Origin of the sequence: Bacillus sp. UNC438CL73TsuS30 (assembly GCF_000482325.1) — a bacterium.
In the GTDB taxonomy this organism is placed as follows: Bacteria; Bacillota; Bacilli; order Bacillales; family Cytobacillaceae; genus Neobacillus.
In genome coordinates this window covers 40,819-59,707 of the sequence record NZ_AXVA01000013.1, presented here as the reverse complement: position 1 = coordinate 59,707, position 18,889 = coordinate 40,819, and the positions used below count along the sequence as shown (strand labels likewise).

Annotated in this window: 19 protein-coding genes and 1 other RNA gene; 15 read left to right on the top strand and 5 right to left on the bottom strand. The window is 38.2% G+C overall.

Annotated elements, in window-relative coordinates; all coding sequences use genetic code 11:
* Positions 1-18: 18 nt before the first annotated feature.
* The 4 genes from M028_RS0106900 to M028_RS29575 all read left to right on the top strand — a co-directional run bounded on the left by M028_RS0106900 (position 19) and on the right by M028_RS29575 (position 3,158).
* A complete protein-coding gene (locus M028_RS0106900; RefSeq protein WP_269320921.1) occupies positions 19-1,209 on the top strand; it encodes a pyridoxal phosphate-dependent aminotransferase in 1,191 nt (396 codons plus the stop codon).
* Between the two features lie 130 nt (positions 1,210-1,339).
* Positions 1,340-2,044 (top strand): DnaD domain-containing protein, encoded by a 705-nt coding sequence (locus tag M028_RS0106895; RefSeq protein ID WP_026573245.1) that lies wholly within the window; start codon positions 1,340-1,342, stop codon positions 2,042-2,044.
* A gap of 65 nt (positions 2,045-2,109) precedes the next feature.
* A complete protein-coding gene (nth, locus tag M028_RS0106890) occupies positions 2,110-2,766 on the top strand; it encodes an endonuclease III (protein ID WP_026573244.1) in 657 nt (218 codons plus the stop codon).
* On the top strand, positions 2,766-3,158 hold the full coding sequence (locus tag M028_RS29575) for a YpoC family protein (protein WP_051590959.1): 393 nt from the start codon (positions 2,766-2,768) through the stop codon (positions 3,156-3,158). Before nth ends, M028_RS29575 begins: the two co-directional genes overlap by 1 nt.
* Before the next feature lie 20 nt (positions 3,159-3,178).
* On the opposite strand, the gene M028_RS0106880 is transcribed toward M028_RS29575, so the two are convergent.
* Positions 3,179-5,875, bottom strand: a complete 2,697-nt coding sequence (locus M028_RS0106880) for a PBP1A family penicillin-binding protein (protein WP_026573243.1) — start codon at positions 5,873-5,875, stop codon at positions 3,179-3,181.
* 37 nt (positions 5,876-5,912) lie between these two features.
* The gene (gene recU / locus M028_RS0106875; protein WP_026573242.1) at positions 5,913-6,527 is read right to left on the bottom strand and encodes a Holliday junction resolvase RecU; all 615 of its coding nucleotides are present in this window, start codon (positions 6,525-6,527) and stop codon (positions 5,913-5,915) included.
* A gap of 120 nt (positions 6,528-6,647) precedes the next feature.
* On the opposite strand from recU, the gene M028_RS0106870 reads away from it, so the two are divergent.
* The 3 genes from M028_RS0106870 to M028_RS0106850 all read left to right on the top strand — a co-directional run bounded on the left by M028_RS0106870 (position 6,648) and on the right by M028_RS0106850 (position 9,176).
* Positions 6,648-7,610, top strand: a complete 963-nt coding sequence (locus M028_RS0106870) for a DUF2515 domain-containing protein (RefSeq protein WP_026573241.1) — start codon at positions 6,648-6,650, stop codon at positions 7,608-7,610.
* An 851-nt stretch (positions 7,611-8,461) separates the two neighbouring features.
* Complete coding sequence (locus M028_RS0106855; protein WP_026573239.1) at positions 8,462-8,734, top strand: hypothetical protein; 273 nt, start codon at positions 8,462-8,464, stop codon at positions 8,732-8,734.
* Between the two features lie 85 nt (positions 8,735-8,819).
* On the top strand, positions 8,820-9,176 hold the full coding sequence (locus M028_RS0106850) for a DUF1798 family protein (protein ID WP_026573238.1): 357 nt from the start codon (positions 8,820-8,822) through the stop codon (positions 9,174-9,176).
* 35 nt (positions 9,177-9,211) lie between these two features.
* On the opposite strand, the gene M028_RS0106845 is transcribed toward M028_RS0106850, so the two are convergent.
* Complete coding sequence (locus M028_RS0106845; RefSeq protein ID WP_026573237.1) at positions 9,212-9,424, bottom strand: YppF family protein; 213 nt, start codon at positions 9,422-9,424, stop codon at positions 9,212-9,214.
* Positions 9,425-9,611: 187 nt separating this feature from the next.
* On the opposite strand from M028_RS0106845, the gene M028_RS31445 reads away from it, so the two are divergent.
* A complete protein-coding gene (locus tag M028_RS31445) occupies positions 9,612-10,154 on the top strand; it encodes a YppG family protein (protein WP_051590958.1) in 543 nt (180 codons plus the stop codon).
* 42 nt (positions 10,155-10,196) lie between these two features.
* On the opposite strand, the gene M028_RS0106835 is transcribed toward M028_RS31445, so the two are convergent.
* Both M028_RS0106835 and M028_RS0106830 read right to left on the bottom strand, forming a co-directional pair.
* The gene (locus M028_RS0106835) at positions 10,197-10,679 is read right to left on the bottom strand and encodes an Hsp20/alpha crystallin family protein (RefSeq protein ID WP_026573236.1); all 483 of its coding nucleotides are present in this window, start codon (positions 10,677-10,679) and stop codon (positions 10,197-10,199) included.
* A gap of 146 nt (positions 10,680-10,825) precedes the next feature.
* Positions 10,826-11,524: a Crp/Fnr family transcriptional regulator gene (locus M028_RS0106830; RefSeq protein ID WP_026573235.1), complete on the bottom strand. Its 699-nt coding sequence runs from the start codon at positions 11,522-11,524 to the stop codon at positions 10,826-10,828.
* Positions 11,525-11,750: 226 nt separating this feature from the next.
* On the opposite strand from M028_RS0106830, the gene M028_RS0106825 reads away from it, so the two are divergent.
* The 7 genes from M028_RS0106825 (at position 11,751) to M028_RS0106795 (ending at position 18,876) form a co-directional block, all read left to right on the top strand.
* The gene (locus M028_RS0106825) at positions 11,751-14,042 is read left to right on the top strand and encodes a DEAD/DEAH box helicase (protein WP_026573234.1); all 2,292 of its coding nucleotides are present in this window, start codon (positions 11,751-11,753) and stop codon (positions 14,040-14,042) included.
* Between the two features lie 3 nt (positions 14,043-14,045).
* The gene (locus M028_RS0106820) at positions 14,046-15,311 is read left to right on the top strand and encodes a ribonuclease H-like domain-containing protein (RefSeq protein ID WP_026573233.1); all 1,266 of its coding nucleotides are present in this window, start codon (positions 14,046-14,048) and stop codon (positions 15,309-15,311) included.
* 402 nt (positions 15,312-15,713) lie between these two features.
* Complete coding sequence (locus M028_RS29565) at positions 15,714-16,049, top strand: CotD family spore coat protein (RefSeq protein WP_035423888.1); 336 nt, start codon at positions 15,714-15,716, stop codon at positions 16,047-16,049.
* 120 nt (positions 16,050-16,169) lie between these two features.
* On the top strand, positions 16,170-16,730 hold the full coding sequence (locus tag M028_RS0106805) for a DUF1273 domain-containing protein (protein ID WP_026573232.1): 561 nt from the start codon (positions 16,170-16,172) through the stop codon (positions 16,728-16,730).
* 83 nt (positions 16,731-16,813) lie between these two features.
* Positions 16,814-17,116: a cell division regulator GpsB gene (gene gpsB, locus M028_RS0106800; protein ID WP_026573231.1), complete on the top strand. Its 303-nt coding sequence runs from the start codon at positions 16,814-16,816 to the stop codon at positions 17,114-17,116.
* 81 nt (positions 17,117-17,197) lie between these two features.
* Positions 17,198-17,593: RNase P RNA component class B (gene rnpB, locus M028_RS31975), an RNA gene on the top strand.
* 137 nt (positions 17,594-17,730) lie between these two features.
* On the top strand, positions 17,731-18,876 hold the full coding sequence (locus M028_RS0106795) for a THUMP domain-containing class I SAM-dependent RNA methyltransferase (protein ID WP_026573230.1): 1,146 nt from the start codon (positions 17,731-17,733) through the stop codon (positions 18,874-18,876).
* Positions 18,877-18,889: the final 13 nt, after the last annotated feature.

The following is an 18,889-nucleotide window of genomic DNA, read 5'->3' as shown; positions in this document are numbered from 1 at the left end:
AGAATGGAGGAGAAGAAGTTGGTAAATCTTGCAAATCGGGTGTTGGCGCTAACGCCTTCATCAACATTAGCGATTACAGCAAAAGCAAAAGAATTAAAAGAACAAGGTGAGGATGTTATTGGATTAGGTGCTGGTGAGCCTGATTTTAATACACCACAGCACATTTTAGATGCAGCAACAGAGTCGATGCAGGCTGGTCATACAAAATATACTCCTTCAGCGGGTTTACCTGCACTTAAGAAAGCGATTATTGAAAAATTTGAAAAGGACCAAGGAATTTCCTATAAGGCAAATGAAATCATTGTTGGAAATGGTGCTAAACATGTTTTATACACCCTTTTCCAAGTTCTGTTAAATGATGGGGACGAGGTAATTATTCCAACTCCTTACTGGGTCAGCTATCCTGAACAGGTTAAGCTTGCAGGTGGGGTACCGGTTTATATTGAGGGTAAAGAAGAAAACCAATTTAAAATTACTCCGGAGCAGTTAGCTGGTGCCATTACAGATAAGACTAAAGCCGTTATCATTAATTCACCAAGCAATCCTACAGGTGTCCTTTACACAGCGGATGAGCTTCAGGAATTAGGAAAGGTATGCCTCGAAAGGGACATCCTAGTGGTTTCAGATGAAATTTATGAAAAGCTTGTGTACGGTGATCATAAACATATTTCAATTGCTCAAATTTCACCTGAACTGAAAGCTCAGACTATTATTATCAATGGTGTTTCCAAATCCCATTCCATGACTGGTTGGAGAATTGGTTATGCTGCCGGTAACAGTCGAATTATCCAAGCAATGACAAACCTAGCAAGTCACAGTACATCGAATCCAACAACAACTGCACAATATGCGGCTATTGCGGCTTATAACGGCACGCAGGCGCCTGTCGAGGAAATGCGTCAAGCCTTTGAACAGCGATTAGAAATTATTTATGATCAATTAGTTTCTATTCCAGGTTTTTCGTGTGTAAAGCCACAAGGAGCCTTTTATCTGTATCCAAATGTGAAAGAGGCGGCAAAGCTTACTGGATTTAATAATGTGGATGACTTTGCATCTGCATTACTCGAAGAAGCAAAAGTTGCCGTTATTCCAGGCTCTGGTTTTGGAACTCCAGATAATATTCGTCTTTCCTATGCGACATCTTTGGATTTATTAGAAAAAGCAGTTGCTAGAATGCGTCAATTTGTGGAGTCAAAGCGTCAGGGATAGTCTTTATTGATGAAAAAGTCTGCTAATGCAGACTTTTTTTACTTATAGTTTTCTTTACCAATGTTGGATTTCTAATACTTCTTACTACCATGGCTTGTTCATGTTATACTTAACGGGAGGTGTTTAATATATGAAATCAACGATTGTTTCATGGCTTCAGGAAGGTAATATTACTGTCCCGGCTATTTTATTTTCAGAGTATCGAAATTTAAATTTAAACGAATACGAACTTGTTCTTTTATTAAATATTATGACTTTTATCGAAAAAGGAAATCAATTTCCAACCCCTGAAGAACTCTCCTCCCGTATGACAGTTTCCATAGCGGAATGCAACGAAATGCTGCGAAGACTCATCCAAAAGGGATGTATTGAAATCAATGATGAATATTCACAGGATGGGATTCGGTATGAAAGGTATTCTGTGATTCCTTTACTTGAGAAATTGGTTGAACAATTCTTGATGAAAAATAAACGCATTGATGAGGAAAATAAAAAATCTGAAGAAACAGATCTTTATACATGTTTTGAAAAAGAATTCGGGCGTCCCTTATCCCCATTTGAATGCGAGTCATTGGCGATGTGGATGGATGATGATCATCATGACCCCATTATTATTAAAGCTGCATTACGCGAAGCAGTAATGTCTGGTAAATTGAATTTTCGTTATATTGATCGAATTTTATTTGAATGGAAAAAGAACGGAATTAAAACAATCGAACAAGCAAAAAACCATGGTCGAAAATTTCGAAATAAACAACAGCAAAATAGAAAAACAAGCCAGGAAGATTCGGAACAACCCCCAACCGTTCCTTTCTACAATTGGCTCGAACAATAAAATCTCAGCTGGCGAGAGGTGATTCTCTCGTTTATTTTTATTTTAAGTTTGGTAGGTGAACAGTTTTGTTGAATAATACACAAATTCGCTTTTGTCTTGATAAAATGGGCGAGATGTTTCCTGACGCACATTGTGAATTAAATCATTCTAATCCCTTTGAATTAATCATCGCAGTTTCTTTATCAGCCCAATGTACAGACGCACTCGTCAATAAAGTAACGAAAACCTTATTTCAAAAGTACAAAACACCTGAAGACTATTTAAGCGTTTCGCTTGAAGAGCTTCAAAAGGATATCCGTTCGATTGGTCTGTATCGCAACAAAGCTAAAAATATTCAGAGCCTGTGCCGAATGGTACTAGAAGAGTATAATGGAGAAATTCCAATGAATCGTGATGAACTCACAAAGCTCCCTGGAGTTGGAAGAAAAACTGCAAATGTCGTGGTTTCTGTTGCGTATAATATACCGGCTATTGCCGTTGATACCCATGTCGAAAGAGTGAGTAAACGGTTAGGCATTTGCCGCTGGAAAGATTCTGTTCTTGAGGTGGAAAAGACGCTAATGAGGAAAATACCAGCCGAGGAATGGTCAGTAACCCATCATCGCCTGATTTTCTTTGGAAGATACCATTGTAAGGCACAAAACCCGCAATGTCCTTCTTGTCCTTTATTAGAGCTATGCAGGGAAGGAAAGAAGCGGATGAAGGCAAAGGATGTTTCCTAATGGAAAATCGAGTTGATACTGAAAAACCTTGGGAGAACCCTTCCGAAGTAATCCCAAGTCTTCTTTTGGAATGGGGACAGATCAAAACAGATCTTGAAAAATTTTATCGCAATCGTGATCAAGAGAATACGAATCTGGGAATGAAAAAAGGGATTAACTTATTTCTTAAATTCTTATTTTGGTCGAATGAATTGCAAGTGGTTGATAAAGAACCACTGCCACTTGATTCATTACCATACAGACCTGTTAACATTGGTGAGAGGATTGGCTTTATCCTCAAAAGACCCAACCTTTTTCATTCCTATCGTCAGCTTTCTGAACTTTTTCTTGAACAAGAAAAACAGTTTGTTAAAAAGAATATTAAAGAAAAAGCGTCAAAGCCAAAGGGCTAGACGCTTTTTTCGTGGACTTATTAGGTACCGGGCTGTTCAGTGTCTTGCGTATTGGTACCGTCGTCTGTTGTGCCGGTATTAGTGTCACCAGTTCCTTGATCCTTATTACCTTGTTCATTTCCTTGTTCGGTCCCAGTACCCTGATTTTGACCCTGTCCTTGTTCAGTGTCTGTGCCAGTGCCAGTATCAGTGCCAGTATCAGTACCAGTATCAGTGCCAGTACCAGTACCAGTGCCAGTACCGTTGCCCTGGTCCTGACCGGTATCCTGTCCTGGATTCGTATCAGATGGTGTGCCGTTCTCAGTGCCGTTATCACCATTGTTTTCATTTCCAGGGGGTGTTTCTTCAGGTGCTTTTGGTACGGTGAAGCTTGCAGCAGCCGAATCACTCTTCCGGCTACCGTCGGTTGCAACAATGGTAAATTTATAAGTTGCTCCTGGTGTAACATTTGGAATTGTAATTGACTTTTTGCCCGTTGTTAAACTTGTTTGTCCAGAACCATTATCGACAGAGATAGCGAATTGAATATTTGCTGATGATTTATTTTTATAGCTCCATTTAAGAACAAGCTGATTATTTTTCTCGTCGTATTTTACAGATGCACTTCCAGGTGCATTCAATTTATCATATCTAGTTGATACCCTGCTAGGTGCGTTCCCTTTAACAGCATATTCTGTAATGACTAAATTGGATGGTGTATATTGACTCGCAAGTACCGGCGGCATTGAGCCTTTTTCAATTCTTACCCTTTGAACACTATTTGGAACAGGGAAATCGGATGTTTGTTTCCCTTCAGATACATAGGAAATCAAATTCCTAAACATATCTTGAGCAATTTTTTGACCCTCCCCAGGTGCAATTGGGGTGGACCTGTCTTTATATCCGGTCCAAATCGATGCTGTGTAATTTGGTGTATAACCGGAGAACCAGGCATCCGGAATATAAGAGCTGCTCGGGATATTCCATTGGGCTCTTTCCTCATCCGTATAATTAGTTGTTCCTGTCTTCCCTGCAATATGAAGACCTGGGACGTTAGCCCTCGTCCCTGTACCCGGATATTGGAGGACACTTTTAAGCATATCGGTAATCATAAAGGCTGTGTAATCTTTCATCACAACTTGTGTTTCTGGTGTGGTGTTAATGACAGTTCCATCACGTAGTTTAATTTTTATCACTGCATATGGTTTTGTATATAAACCATTATTGCCAAAAGCACTATATGCACCGGCCATTTGAAGAGGAGATACACCGTCCCTTAATCCACCGATTGCATAGGATTCATAAATTTCTTTCAAAGGAATCCCTAAATTATTAGCAAACTTTTTGGCACGATCCAATCCTACCTGCTGTAAGGTTTGAACAGCTGGGGTATTTCTAGATAATTGCAATGCAGTTCGAATGGTCATTCTCCCCATGTAGCGACCATCCCAGTTTCCAAAGGTTTGGCCAGTTGAATATTTTACCGGTTTATCATCAATCGTCTGATATGTTCCCCATTTTAAATATTCAATGGCAGGGCCGTAATCCAAGACAGGCTTGATGGTTGAACCCGGCTGGCGTCTCGTATCAATTGCATAATTGAAACCGCGTTTTACTTGCTGGTTTCGACCGCCCCCGATTGCCCGGATCGCTCCAGTTTTCGTATCAAGAAGTGAAACACCAGCTTGGAATTTTTTATCAGGATAGTTAATAACATCCTGAGTGTTCAGCATTTTATAAACATATTTTTGTGCCTTTGGATCCACTGTTGTATAAATAGTTAAACCATCGGAGAAAATATCAAAATCTCCTTGCTGTTTCACTTCATCAATTACCGCATCAACAAAAGAATCGAAAGGTTTTTCATCAATCTTGCGCTTGTCTTCTTTTACTAATCCTTTTTTAATCGGAACTTTCATGGCTTCTTCCATCGTTTGCTTTGAAATAAAACCGTGTTGATGCATTAAGGATAATACGATATTACGTCTTTTTTCTGCCAAGTCAGGATTTGTAAATGGATTGTAATTATTAGGACTTTGTGGCATTCCCGCTAGCAAGGCAGCTTCAGGCAATGTCAAATCCTTTAGTTTCTTTCCGTAATAAGTTTCAGCAGCCGTTGCCATCCCGTAGCTGCCTTCTGACATATTTACCTTATTGACATACATTTCAAAAATTTGGTGTTTTGTATATTTCTGTTCTAGCTGATAGGAAAGCCACGCTTCTTCTACTTTTCTTTTTATTGTTTTTTCAGGTGTTAAAAATGAATTTTTAATTACCTGCTGGGTAATGGTACTTCCACCTTCAGCCCCAAATCCATGCTTAATATTAGCCAGCACAGCACCGCCAAGACGGATAGGATCAATTCCATGGTGCTTATAAAAGCGATAATCCTCCGTAGCCAGGACGGCATTCTCCAAAAGCTTTGGTATATCCTTATAGTCGACATATTCCCTGTTAACAGCGCCGACTTCAGTCAGCAGGTGGCCATTCATATCTAAAATCTTCGATGAAATGGGATCTTTTAAAACCTTTGGATCAAGTTTTGGAGCGTCTTTCACCATGTAGGCAAAAGTTCCAACCCCGGCCAAAATCACGACAATTCCAAGGGCGACAAGGGTTAAAAATATTTTTTTTATAATCCCTTTAGGTTTTTTGTTTGTTTTTGTTTTTGTTTTTGGGTTGCCCTTTGCTTGCTGCTGTTTTCGGCGCTCCTCTCTTGATTGATATTGATCAGCCATTTTAAAGTCCATCCTTTCCAACTTCACTCAAGGTTATTTAAGACAATTGATAAAGCGTATCTATTATTCCAATATAGTCAATTCTTGCTTGGAATCCAAGCGGAATATAATACCCAAGTTGTTCAATTTCCTCCTTGGTAATTGATTTTCTTCCTCCTGTTTTCATTCTATCCCAAAATTGTAATAAGTTTTTCGCTTCAAGCAAATAAACCTGTTCCTGTTTTGTAAATCTTAAAATGACAAAACATATTCCTCCCTGAAGCAGTACTTCTTCCATATGTCGGATTTGGTGCTCATGGAAATTCTTTAAGGGAAATGAACTAGAATTCTGTGTTTCTTTTGCTTCAAAATCAATATATTTACCTTTATATACCCCGTTATAATCTGTAGTAGAGGCTTGCTTGAAATAAGCTTCCTTTATTACAGCTGCACTTCGCATCGGGTAATCTACCTGAACAATTTGAACAGGTGTAGGTTTTTTATGTACAACCGCAATTTTTTTTTCTCTGTAAAATTCATTTGTTATATTTAAGTCTTCTTCAAGAGTCATTCCACGATTACTGTAAGATTCATTTTTTTTCTTATTAGCAATTGTGGTGTTTGCTGCTGCATTAGGAATATACTGTTTTCCGTTTGGATAATTCACACTCATATTTTGCACCTCTCAAACTATTATTTATCATAACAAATCAAAGCCGAGTTGAGTGCATAAAAATTTGCAAGTTCCGTATTCTAATCATTACAACTTTTATTTTAACAAGGGAAGAGAATAATGAATCATTTTACAATACAGGAACAGGAGATTATCCGTCAAATAATAACTGAAACGGAAAAGAAAAATCTCGATAATATTTCAAGAACAAATGCCTATTTTCGGTATTTCAAGAAAAATCCTGATATTATTTGGTCCTTTCTTGCCCATATGGTTTCAAGGAATGGGGGATGGAATATGTGTGACCTTGAAGGATCTATATTCCCGCATTTATTGGAGCCGAAAATAAGAAAGCAGCTTTTCCTAACCTATGAGCGGGCTAATTGGTTAATTTTCCACGATGTTTTCCCCCAGCTGTTGCTCTATCAATATTCGACGAGATTAGACCGTCCGATGTTTCATTTACTTCCATATTTCAATGTTTCTTCATTTATTCAAAAAGAATGGGTTCACTATTGGAATGAAAAAGATAAGTTCAGAATGATGACGGCTTTAATTATTAATGAACAAAATGTCATTCAACAACCAATTATTGAGCATCCAATTTATAAGAAGAAAGTGTTTCGTTCGATGATTTTCACTTTTCAAGATTGGCTTCATTTCAGTTGTGTATTGTTTCCGACCTGTGGGGGAGAAGTATATGGGTCCTGTGTGAGTGGATTCCGATCGGTTTCAAAAAGAATTCATTTGGGGAAACGGCTTGCAAATATTCTTTTTCATCCACGTTTATTTCCTTATTTTTTTGAATTTGCCAATCGTACACCTCATACAGGTTCAAGGTATGATTATGAACAGTACTTTAAAACGAAGATTGTAAGAAAAACACCCATACTAAGAGCATCTTTTCCTGTTATCAAACATCATCAACATACCTATGAGGATTGGAATAAACACCAACGTGTATCCCCAATATGGCTCCATGGACCAGTCAGTCATAAACATTCAATTCACCTAACAGATTGGTATTTCAAGAAATTAAGTCAACTGGAACTCATGCTTGCTCTAAAAAATTCCTTTTTATAAACGAAAAAATGCATGGAGACCTTGCTTAGATTGCAAATCTAAATACCAATTTACAGATTGTCCCTGCAAAAGGGCCTGTTGATTTCCGCTCCGGTCACTCGCTTTCCGCGGGGAGGTCCTGGAGCCTCCTCGGCGCTTGCGCCTGTGGGGTCTCCAGTGCCCTCTCTATCCCGCAGGAGTCGAGTGCCCTCCACTCCAATCAACAGGGGACAATCAACCTAAAGTATCGCACACACTTTTTCAAACCTTGCTATATGAAATTACTGTTAAAAGGGAAAAGAAAAGTGGATTCATTGCCCAATTGAGTTCCCACACTTCTTTGGAACAGACTTGTATTCTCTATAATCCTCACAAAAATGTTGTGGGCTTTATTGATGCACCTGTTGATTGGAGCGAAGTGCCTGGAGCGGAAATCAACACTTATTGCAAAGACCAAAATCTTTAGTTTTACAATAATATAACGTAATTAATCATTTAAGAGAGCAAATAAAATAAAAGGCTATCGAAAGATTTTCAATAGCCTGAGCAAGGAGTTCCTTGCTTTTTTTCGTTATTCTGCTGGCCGATTTGGGCCTTCTAGTTTTTTGTCACCATAGCCAGCCCTTTTTTCAGTCTCTGATTGTCTAGGATTTTTATTTTGCTGTTTTTTATTTGTCATCGAAAACACCTCCACTTCTAGCTTGTACGTTTTTACTAATTTCATTCGGAATCCGATTTGTCGAAAACATAAGCTTAAAATGCCAAAATTACACTTTGTTTGACGAATAACTTCTAGTTTTGTCAGGGTAGAAGGAAGCAGGAAAAAGAGGGAGAATTACTATCTTAGAGAAAACTTGAGGAGGCTGTTAATAATGAATAAGCCAATGTCTGAAAAAGAAATGCTGCTTACGATGCTAACAGATATATACGATCAGTTGGAAGAATTAGAGTCGGTTCTAGAGGCATCATTCTCAGACCTTCGAAACAGTTTAGTGGAAGATGAACACAATAAATTGACAATGCCTAAACAAAAATTATCAGCAATAGAAGAGGAAATGGGGAATCTCTTCCCTGATACCTGTAATCATACAGATCTAAAGCAAAATCATGTCTCTGGAAGGCTAAAGCTTGAACTTGGCTTTTAATAAACAGTAAAATAGAGAATATCTTTTTAAGGTAGCTTTGTCATTCACAGCTACTTTTTATTTTGCCAAAAAAGGAAGGTAGCATATGAAAGAGCGACATAAAGAACTAACGCAAAAATTACTTCAAAACAATCAATTATTTTTGAAATATTATCAAGAAGTACGTGAAACAGGGATAAAACAGGATTTTCATCAGGTGATAAAACCTTTTGCCGATGAAGTAAAGATGGTAACGGATGAATGGAAGGAGTTAATGAAAAAATGGCTAAGAGAAAACGCTCGTAAGCATATTCATGAAAAGCAAATAGATCTTACCGCCGAACATATTTCTGATCTATCCATCCAAGCCTTTTTCCCAGAAACAAGCCGAACAAGGTTCACGAATACAAATCGAACGGTAGAATATTTTTTAACAAGTCTATTAATGGAGTTAGAAAAATAGAAAAAAGATGCCAAATGGCATCTCTTTAAAGTGATTTAGTTAGAATTTTCGATGAGGGAGTTTTCCGTATAATTTTCAGGAATAACCGCGCCTTGAGATTCAAGTTCACGGACAAGAAGGCGATATTCTTTAATGCTAATTTCATTGTGAATATAGGCTTTCTTGGCAAAATCCATTAGTGTATTAACATCATTTGTGCTGTAATCTCGACTTTGAATAAATTTGCTTTTTAATTCATGAATATCCATAGATTTCTCCTCCTTCACCTTTTATCTATCGTATCACGAAAAAAAAAGATTTTTTGTTTTTGAAATATTTAAACTTCAGACAAAATTCGCTTCGTTTTGACAAATCGCTGTGCTTTTAAAAATAATCACCTTTCCTAGGTTTTTATCATAAAGTGAAGTAATGAAAGTGTGGAGGAGATGTTTGCCCATGTATGGTAACTATAGGCCAAATCCCTTCTTTAATCATGGATTACCAGGGCAAAGGAAGCAAGGGTGGCCAGTTGATTATGAAAGAAATCATCAAGGGTTTGTTTTAAATCAGCCCTTTCCGTATCCGTCCCAAACACAAAATTACGATTGGAACCAGTACCAACAGCAAAACCCATACTTACCGAAAATGGTTGGCCAAACCTATCAACAAGGAATGTTTCAACAGCCAATGCCCTATCCAAATCAGCAGTTTTCACAGAAGGATTCGCAATTTCTTTTCCAAAACCCGCTTCAGCCACAAGAGAAAAAGGTTTCTAACCAGTATATGCCCATGAACGGGTATCCAATGATGAATCCCTATCCAAAACAAAACATGATCCCCAAACAACCTGGGGGAATGAAATCGATTATGAATTCATTTAAGTCCCAGGATGGGACAGTAGATCTTAATAAAATGATGAATACTGCCGGTACAATGATGAATGCAGTAAATCAAGTATCTACACTGGTAAAGGGGCTTGGCGGCATGTTCAAACCATAAAAAAGACGGCTTCGCTTAAGCCGTCTTTTTTGTTCATGTATGTTATTCTTCAATTCTGATGACTTTTCCTTTTTCCTGAGGAATTCGGATTTGAAGTAAGCCATCACGGTAGGAGGCTTTAACTTTTTTTTCATTAATTTGGTAGGGAAGTGAAATGGTTCTAGAGGAGTGCTGACGCAATTGCCTTTTATGATAAAGCTGATTTTTTTCATCTTCCTCGGTGATCATTTCATTGTTATCAATGGAAATCGTTACGTAATGGCCGGAAATATTTAAATGAATCTGCTCTCTTTTAATTCCCGGAAGTTCTGCCGTAATAATATATTCCTCCTTGGTTTCAACCGTTTCAACGGGAAAAGCCGCACTGAGTGGAAAGGGGGTTTTAAAAAATTCATCAATCGATTGTAAAAAACCTCTGATAGGCTGTTCATGAAACAAGTCATTCATAGATTTGAATAGATCGCTGAACGGCTCGGTTTTTGATTTTTTTTTGTTATTTTGATCGCCCGGAAGCATGGATGACATTGCAATTCCCTCACTTTCAAGAATTTCACACAACATCATATGCTAACGGTACTAGGTATGTGCCTGAATAACAGAGCCGGCCTGGCCTCGGATAGGAACAGAATAAATGAAAACCGCTGCCAAGTGAGACAGCGGTTAAACTTTCCTTAGATTAAATGAATCTCTTCCATCAGAGTATCGATATCAAGCATCATATTGCCTTCATCGTCAACTTCAATTAATTCCTCTTTTTTCATTTTTGTCAGTGTCCGGCTTATCGTTTCGCGGGTTGTTCCAATCATGTTGGCAAGATCCTTATTGGTAAATTCCGCTTTTAAGAGGATGGTGCTATTTTCAAGCTTTTTGCCATACTTTTGTGCAAGGCGGATGAGTAATTTAATAATTTGTTCATACGTATTATTAAGAATTTGTTCCTCCAACCGGTTTTGCAGATCAACAATTTTTTCCCCAAGGACACGAAATACTTTTATACATAACTCAGGGTTTTCAATTAGCACAGATTCAAACTTTAGTATGGGGATTGCAATTAAGGTTGATGGCTCGAGGATTTCAGCATAGGCAGGGTAGTCTCCTTTTCTAAAAAAGCCGACATGCGGAAACATTTCACCTTTTTTCATAATGTTAACAAGTTGTTCTTTCCCGCTAATATCGCTTTTATAGATTTTTACTTTCCCAGTTTTAATAAAGTAGACATTTTCAAGCGGGTCTCCCTGTAAAAAAACGTGGCTATGCTTTTTCCATTCCCTCACAATCGCGATATCGGTTACTTTTGTTAATTCATAGTCATTTAAGTCTCGAAAAAGAGTGAATTCTGAAAGTACCTTTTTAATTTCTTCTATTTTCATTCTTTCACCACATTAAATTAGTTTTAATCTATTGTATCAAAAAAACAAGCCTTTTTTTAATCATTACCTGTATTCACTTAAAAAAGATGTTTTAAATGTTACAAAATTGTGGCTAAAGAAAGGCCGGTTGGGATAATTATCCAGACTATAAATAAGGAAAAATATCCGTTTAACTCTTTAATTACGAACGTTTATTCGATAAAATAGAAGTATTGAGGTGAGGTTTATGAAGTTGAAAAAAAACCTGCAGGAAATTATATCTGAGTTAAAGACAAATGAACAATTTAAAGAAAATATCGTGACATGGGAGACAATTGAAGAAAAACCGGCCCAAACCGTTTCAATGCCTAAATCCTTACATCCTGTTTTAAGTCAGGCATTGAATAATAAGGGAATAAAAGAACTTTATTCGCATCAGAGCACTGCCTATAAAACCGTTATGGATGGGAGAAGCATTGTTGCAGTAACACCAACTGCTTCAGGTAAGACCCTTTGTTATAACCTGCCCGTTTTGCAAACGATTCTCCAAAATCCAAATGCGCGGGCTTTATATATGTTTCCGACAAAAGCACTGGCACAGGATCAAAAAAGTGAAATTAACGAAATCATTCAGGCAGCGGGTGTGGATATAAACAGCTATACATATGACGGAGATACACCTGCGACTATTCGGCAAAGAGTGAGGAAGGCGGGACATGTCGTCATTACCAATCCAGATATGCTCCATTCTGCAATATTGCCCCATCATACAAAATGGGTATCCCTTTTTGAAAATCTTAAATTTGTTGTGATTGATGAACTCCATACCTATCGGGGGGTGTTTGGCAGTCATGTTGCCAATGTAATTCGAAGGTTAAAACGGATTTGCCGGTATTACGGCAGCAATCCTGTTTTTATTTGTACATCCGCAACGATTGCAAATCCTCTTGAGCTGGCAGAAGCGTTAACGGAAGAAAAGATGTGTTTAATTGATAATAATGGTGCCCCCAGCGGCAAGAAACACTTTTTATTCTATAATCCGCCAATTGTGAACAAACCGCTAAATATTCGGCGAAGTGCCACACTCGAGGTAAGGAAAATTGCCGGAGAATTATTAAAAAATAAAATTCAAACGATTGTATTTGCGAGAAGCAGGGTAAGGGTTGAAATCATTTTAACCTATCTTCAGGAATTGGTGAAAAACCAATTAGGAGCTAAGTCAATTATGGGATATCGAGGCGGATATCTTCCGACGGAAAGAAGAAAAATTGAGAAGGGTCTGCGTTCAGGAGATATTTATGGGGTTATAAGCACCAATGCTCTGGAGCTTGGAGTGGATATTGGACAGCTTCAGGTTTGTATTATGACCGGCTATCCGGGGACCATTTCGAGTGCATGGCAGCAGGCAGGAAGAGCCGGAAGAAGGCACGGAGAGGCCCTGGTTATTATGGTTGCCAGTTCAAGCCCTCTTGACCAATATATTATCCAGAACCCGGGATACTTTTTCAGTAAAAGTCCGGAAACAGCGAGAATCAATCCCGATAATTTGATCATTTTAATTGACCACATGAAATGTGCTGCATATGAGCTTCCTTTTAAGAAGGAGGAGAAATTCGGGTCTGTGGATACAGAGGAGCTGTTAGAATATTTAACAGAGGAGCGCATTCTCTATCGAAATGGGGATAAATGGTATTGGATGAATGATTCCTTTCCTGCCCACAATATTAGCCTTCGGTCTGCTTCTCAGGAAAATATTGTAATTGTGGATCAATCAGAGACTGCGAATGTAAAGGTGATAGGCGAAATGGATCGTTTTTCCGCCATGACATTACTTCATGATGAAGCCATTTATTTGCATCAAGGCCGTCAATACCAAGTTGAAAAGCTGGATTGGGATGAAAAAAAGGCATTTGTTCGAGAAGTAGACGTTGACTATTTTACTGATGCAAATCTAGCTGTCCAATTAAAGGTCCTTGAGGTCGATAAGCTTACCTTGCAAACTCAAGCTGAAATCGGTTTTGGCGATGTAAGTGTCCGCGCTATGGCAACGATTTTTAAAAAAATCAAATTTGAAACTCATGAAAATATCGGTTCCGGTCCAATCCATCTGCCCGAAGAAGAACTGCATACAAATGCAGCGTGGATTTCATTGGATCAGTCTTTTGCTGAAATGGATCAGGAAAGGTTAGAACAAGGATTGATTGGAGCCGCCCATGCTCTAAACCATATAGCCCCATTGTTTGTGATGGCAGACCCACAAGATATCCATGTTGTCCCGCAGGTTAAAGCAGATCATAACGAAAAACCAACGATATTCTTTTATGACCGCTATCCTGGTGGGATTGGCCTAAGTGAAAAAATCTATCAAGGGATGCCAGAGGTCTTTGAAGAAACTAAAAAAATGATTGAGCATTGCCAATGTGAATCCGGTTGTCCATCCTGTATTGGCGCTGAAACGATTAATGAGCAGTCCAAAAAAGATGCAATTAAAATTATAAATGTATTTGTAAAGTTTTCTGGGTCAATAAGGGAAGTGTAAAAAGTGTCCTTAAAAAATAAACTAAATCGGTTAAAACCACATATTTCAACAGGAGTTCAAATAGAAAAAGACTTAAGTGTTCCTAAGTCTTCCGTGTTGGAGATTCCATTTCGGGAGCAATGGGAAAGTGAAAATGTTTTTCCATACGCGCTGGATCAAAACTACTGTCTCATCCGCGAGGTGAAATATCCATTATCGCAGATGCATGGGCATTATCATTTTCAAGATTTTCTTACAGCCGTTGAAATATGGAACAAACAATCTATTAGCCATCCATTATCTGCTGCAGGACATCGAGCCGAAGAATTATTCTTTTTTGACACAGAAACAACAGGTCTTGGCGGTGGAGTCGGCAATACTATTTTTTTACTTGGTTATGCCAGTGTATCAGGAAATGAATTAGTTTTACGACAGCATATTTTGCCTAATCCGGGTGCGGAGGTCCCTTTATATCACAGTTTTTTGGAAAAAGTAAACTATAAGACGCTTGTCACCTATAATGGAAAATCGTTTGACTGGCCGCAGGTAAAAACGAGGCATACTCTTGTCAGGGACCATGTTCCAAAACTGCCATCCTTTGGACATTTTGATTTGTTCCATTCTGCAAGAAGACTCTGGAAACATAGGTTAGACCGTTTAAAATTGGCAGTTGTTGAAAAAGAGGTATTAGGTGTTGAAAGGATTGATGATATTCCGGGTTTTTTGGCTCCGATGATTTATTTTGATTTTATCGAGAGTAAACAGCCTGACGGAATGATTGGCATCTTAAAACACAATGAAGTGGATATCCTTTCCCTTGTCACCCTATATACTCATTTAACCTTTCAAATTTGCGGTTTTGATCCGAATCGGTCTAGGATGGAAACTTTTGAAGTTGGAAGATGGTTTGCTGCACTCGGTGAAGAAAACGAAGCAAAAAAGGTGTTAACGAAGCTAACAAGCGGGAATGATCTTCCTTCAGATCACGCGAAACTGGCTCTTGCCTTTCAATTAAAAAAGGAACGGGAATGGGAAAAGGTTGTGAACCTTTTAAGTGAAACAGTTCAATCAGAAGACCTAGGGATTGTTCAAGAATCATGCCTTGAATTGACAAAGATATATGAACATAGAATAAAAGATGTGGAGATTGCAAGAAAATACTGTATAAAAGCGATGGACACTGTCAGTCAATTGCAAAGGAAAAAAAAGGATAACCATCCGCTTTCTCTTTATCAACTTGAGGTAAGACTAAAACGATTGGAGAAAAAACTCGGTAAATTTCCTGGGTAAGCGCAAAATTCGCTATAAAACTTCTTCTTAAACGCTATTTCGCCGTATTTCGATTTTTTGTAATAAAAATTTCATATTTTTTTCACGCAAAAACCAGCAATTCTATATTGTTTATCCTTGTTAAACAAGGTAAAATGTAAAACTGTGTGAGTAAAAACGACTCAAGAATAAATATGGAGCTGGTAATATGTATAAGGCAATTTTGTTTTTATTTTTTGCTGTCGTTTGTTTGACTGCTGTCCTTTTTACAAGCTTAAAAGATAGCTTTTATTCAATCTTTTAGGTTTTTCAAAAATAAAATCTGTCCGGCTTAAAATTAGGTATTTTCCTTAGTACAAGAATCCTTCTTTCAACATAGCCTATTAGTGTAAATAGAATAACTATCTGAAAGGAGAAATCAATATGTATTTAGGTACTAATGTTACGCCGCCAGTCATTCATCCGACAACTAACATTGTGAACCATACGTTTTCATCAACGGTGGTGCCACACATTCATCCCGTTCACACAACAACTGTGAACCATCATATGTATCAACATAAACACTATTGTCCGCAGTCCGCTTCTTGCTGTGAAGAGGTTTGCAATCAACACATCAACTGTTGCTCACCTTGTGGAATGCCAGGTGCAGGCGGACCAGGCTTTGGCCCAGGACCAATGGGAGCAGGACCGATGGGAGCAGGACCGATGGGACCTGGACCGATGGGACCTGGACCAATGGGACCTGGTTTTTACTAAGAATAAAGCGAATTTTACAAGGGCTTTTTAGCCCTTGTTTCTTTTTGGTTTACTACATAATATGCTATCTTTTAAAATGTGTTTGTCCTATTTATAAAAATTTTTTTAGAGGGAGTAGTTATGCCGAAGGTACTTACGATTTCCGGTTATAAGGCCTTTGAATTAGGGATTTTTCAAAATGATCACCCTTCTGTCATTTTCATAAAGGCTGCCATCAAAAAAGAATTGCTTCGTTTGCTCGAGGAAGGACTCGAATGGGTATTAATCAGCGGCCAATTAGGAGTTGAACTTTGGGCAGGGGAGGCCGTTTTTGAACTGCAAGAAGAATTTCCTGAATTAAGACTAGCTGTCATTACACCATTTTTGGAACAAGAGGCAAACTGGAGTGAAAAAAATAGAGAGTGGTATGAATCAGTTCTGATGCAAGCAGATTTTGTAGACTCCGTTACAAAAAAAGGTTATGAAAAGCCATGGCAATTCCGGCTTAAAAATCAATTTTTTCTTGAGAAAAGTGATGCGCTATTACTTCTTTACGATCAGGATAAAGAGGGAAGTCCCAAATACCTATATGAACTAGCCCTTCAATACCAAAGTCTGAGGTCCTATCCTATCCAACTGATTACCTTTTATGATTTACAGTTGATTGTTGAAGAGGAACAATTAAAAAGATCTGATTTTTAATCATTTAGGAAAGATAAATTGACAAAAGCGTATATTTTTGAAAAAATAATAGGTAATGATTGGCGAATTTTGAGGTGATTTGAATGCTGTCTGATAAAGTGAAATTAACGGCAAAGGATATATTGGAAAAAGAGTTTAAAACAGCAGTTAGAGGGTATAAACAAGAAGATGTGGATAAATTTTTGGATTTAATTATTAAGGATTACGAAGTCTTTCATCAAGAAATTGATGATCTGCAACAGGAAAATCTTCGCTTACGTAAGCAGCTTGAAGAAACATCAAGAAGGCAGCCGATTTCCCAGCCAGCCGGTACAACGAATTTTGATATTTTAAAACGATTATCCAATCTTGAAAAGCATGTATTTGGCAGCAAATTATACGATTAACAGAAAATACCCGGATTTCCTAATAAAAACCATTGAATTAACACCATGAAATACATATAATAAAAATTGTCTTCATTAATTACGTTCGGGTAATCGCTACAATCGCATTGGCGAATTGTAGAGGAAAGTCCATGCTCGCACGAGCTGCGATGCTCGTAGTGTTCGTGCCTAGCGAATTCATAAGCTAGGGCAGCTGGGTTATCCAGTTGACGGCCGGGAAAATACCTAAGTCCCTTGGGATATGGTATGAATACCTATAAAAGTGCCACAGTGACGGAGCCTTTCTAGAAATGGAAAGGGTGGAACGCGGTAAACCCCACGAGCGAGAAACCCAAATTATGGTAGGGGCACTTTCTCTGAGGAATTGAACAAGGAGAAGGACAGAGTCATTAAGATTCTGTAGATAGATGATTACCACCTAAGTACGAGACTCCAAAGTCGTTTGTAGTACAATGGTACAGAACATGGCTTACAGAACGTTTTTAATGGGAAAGTATGAAGAATTGAACGGCTCTCCTAATCGGGAGGGCTTTTTTATTTTCAATTGTCGAGTGCATTCAAGCTTTGCGTTTGGTCTATAATGAGAACATACATATTTTGTTAAGGGTGAAATAATGGGAAAATATCAATTAATCGCAACGGCAGCGATGGGTCTAGAAGCTCTTGTTGCGAAAGAAGTTCGTTCACTTGGTTATGAATGCGAAGTGGATAATGGGAAAATAACATTTACTGGAGACGAGTATGCAATCGCCCGTACGAATTTATGGCTGCGGACGGCTGCAAGGGTAAAGATAAAGGTTGGAGAATTTAAAGCTTATACTTTTGATGAATTATTTGAAAAAACAAAGGCATTGCCTTGGGAAAAATATCTACCGGAAGATGCAGAGTTTCCTGTAATCGGCAAGTCAGTGAAATCCAAGCTTTTTAGTATTTCAGATTGCCAATCGATTGTAAAAAAGGCCGTTGTTGAAAGAATGAAAACTCATTATAAAAGGAATTCCTGGTTCGAGGAAACAGGTGGATTATACCGTATTGAAGTGGCTATGTTAAAGGATATTGCTACGATTACGATTGATACCAGCGGTGAAGGACTTCATAAACGCGGCTATCGTGCTGATCAAGGATTGGCTCCGTTAAAGGAAACTACTGCTGCTGCTCTGATCATGCTTACGAATTGGAAGCCTGATCGTCCGTTTATTGACCCCTTTTGTGGTTCTGGAACGATTCCAATTGAAGCTGCTTTAATTGGTCAAAATATTGCTCCTGGATTTAATCGAGAGTTTGTGTCTGAAAGTTGGAATTGGATTCCTTCCAAGGTTTGGGATGATGTTCGAACAGAGGCGGAGGATTTGGCAAATTACGATCAGCCCCTTGATATTACAGGTTCAGATATTGACCACCGTATGGTGAAAATTGCTCAGGAGAATGCTTTTGAAGCAGGGTTTGGTGAATTAATTAATTTCAAACAAATGCAGGTAAAAGATATTTCGACTAAAAAGGAATATGGTGTTATCTGTGGGAACCCACCCTACGGTGAACGACTAGGGGAAAAAAATGCAGTAGAGCAAATGTACAAAGAAATGGGATTAGCTTTTAGCAAGCTTGATACCTGGTCCATTTATATAATGACTTCAAATGAAAACTTTGAACAATTATATGGAAAGCCTGCAACGAAAAAAAGAAAGCTTTTTAATGGGTTTATTCGTACAGACCTATATCAATATTGGGGAAAGCGGCCGCCAAGGCAGCAGGAATTCTAGATAATATATTGCA

Excerpts from the sequence above, each read along its gene's own strand:
- M028_RS0106895 (WP_026573245.1), top strand. The coding sequence starts at position 1,340 with ATGAAATCAACGATTGTTTCATGGCTTCAGGAAGGTAATATTACTGTC.
- M028_RS29575 (WP_051590959.1), top strand. The coding sequence starts at position 2,766 with ATGGAAAATCGAGTTGATACTGAAAAACCTTGGGAGAACCCTTCCGAA.
- M028_RS0106880 (WP_026573243.1), bottom strand. The coding sequence starts at position 5,875 with ATGGCTGATCAATATCAATCAAGAGAGGAGCGCCGAAAACAGCAGCAA.
- recU (WP_026573242.1), bottom strand. The coding sequence starts at position 6,527 with ATGAGTGTGAATTATCCAAACGGAAAACAGTATATTCCTAATGCAGCA.
- M028_RS0106870 (WP_026573241.1), top strand. The coding sequence starts at position 6,648 with ATGAATCATTTTACAATACAGGAACAGGAGATTATCCGTCAAATAATA.
- M028_RS0106855 (WP_026573239.1), top strand. The coding sequence starts at position 8,462 with ATGAATAAGCCAATGTCTGAAAAAGAAATGCTGCTTACGATGCTAACA.
- M028_RS0106850 (WP_026573238.1), top strand. The coding sequence starts at position 8,820 with ATGAAAGAGCGACATAAAGAACTAACGCAAAAATTACTTCAAAACAAT.
- M028_RS0106845 (WP_026573237.1), bottom strand. The coding sequence starts at position 9,424 with ATGGATATTCATGAATTAAAAAGCAAATTTATTCAAAGTCGAGATTAC.
- M028_RS31445 (WP_051590958.1), top strand. The coding sequence starts at position 9,612 with ATGTATGGTAACTATAGGCCAAATCCCTTCTTTAATCATGGATTACCA.
- M028_RS0106835 (WP_026573236.1), bottom strand. The coding sequence starts at position 10,679 with ATGTCATCCATGCTTCCGGGCGATCAAAATAACAAAAAAAAATCAAAA.
- M028_RS0106830 (WP_026573235.1), bottom strand. The coding sequence starts at position 11,524 with ATGAAAATAGAAGAAATTAAAAAGGTACTTTCAGAATTCACTCTTTTT.
- M028_RS0106825 (WP_026573234.1), top strand. The coding sequence starts at position 11,751 with ATGAAGTTGAAAAAAAACCTGCAGGAAATTATATCTGAGTTAAAGACA.
- M028_RS29565 (WP_035423888.1), top strand. The coding sequence starts at position 15,714 with ATGTATTTAGGTACTAATGTTACGCCGCCAGTCATTCATCCGACAACT.
- M028_RS0106805 (WP_026573232.1), top strand. The coding sequence starts at position 16,170 with ATGCCGAAGGTACTTACGATTTCCGGTTATAAGGCCTTTGAATTAGGG.
- gpsB (WP_026573231.1), top strand. The coding sequence starts at position 16,814 with ATGCTGTCTGATAAAGTGAAATTAACGGCAAAGGATATATTGGAAAAA.
- M028_RS0106795 (WP_026573230.1), top strand. The coding sequence starts at position 17,731 with ATGGGAAAATATCAATTAATCGCAACGGCAGCGATGGGTCTAGAAGCT.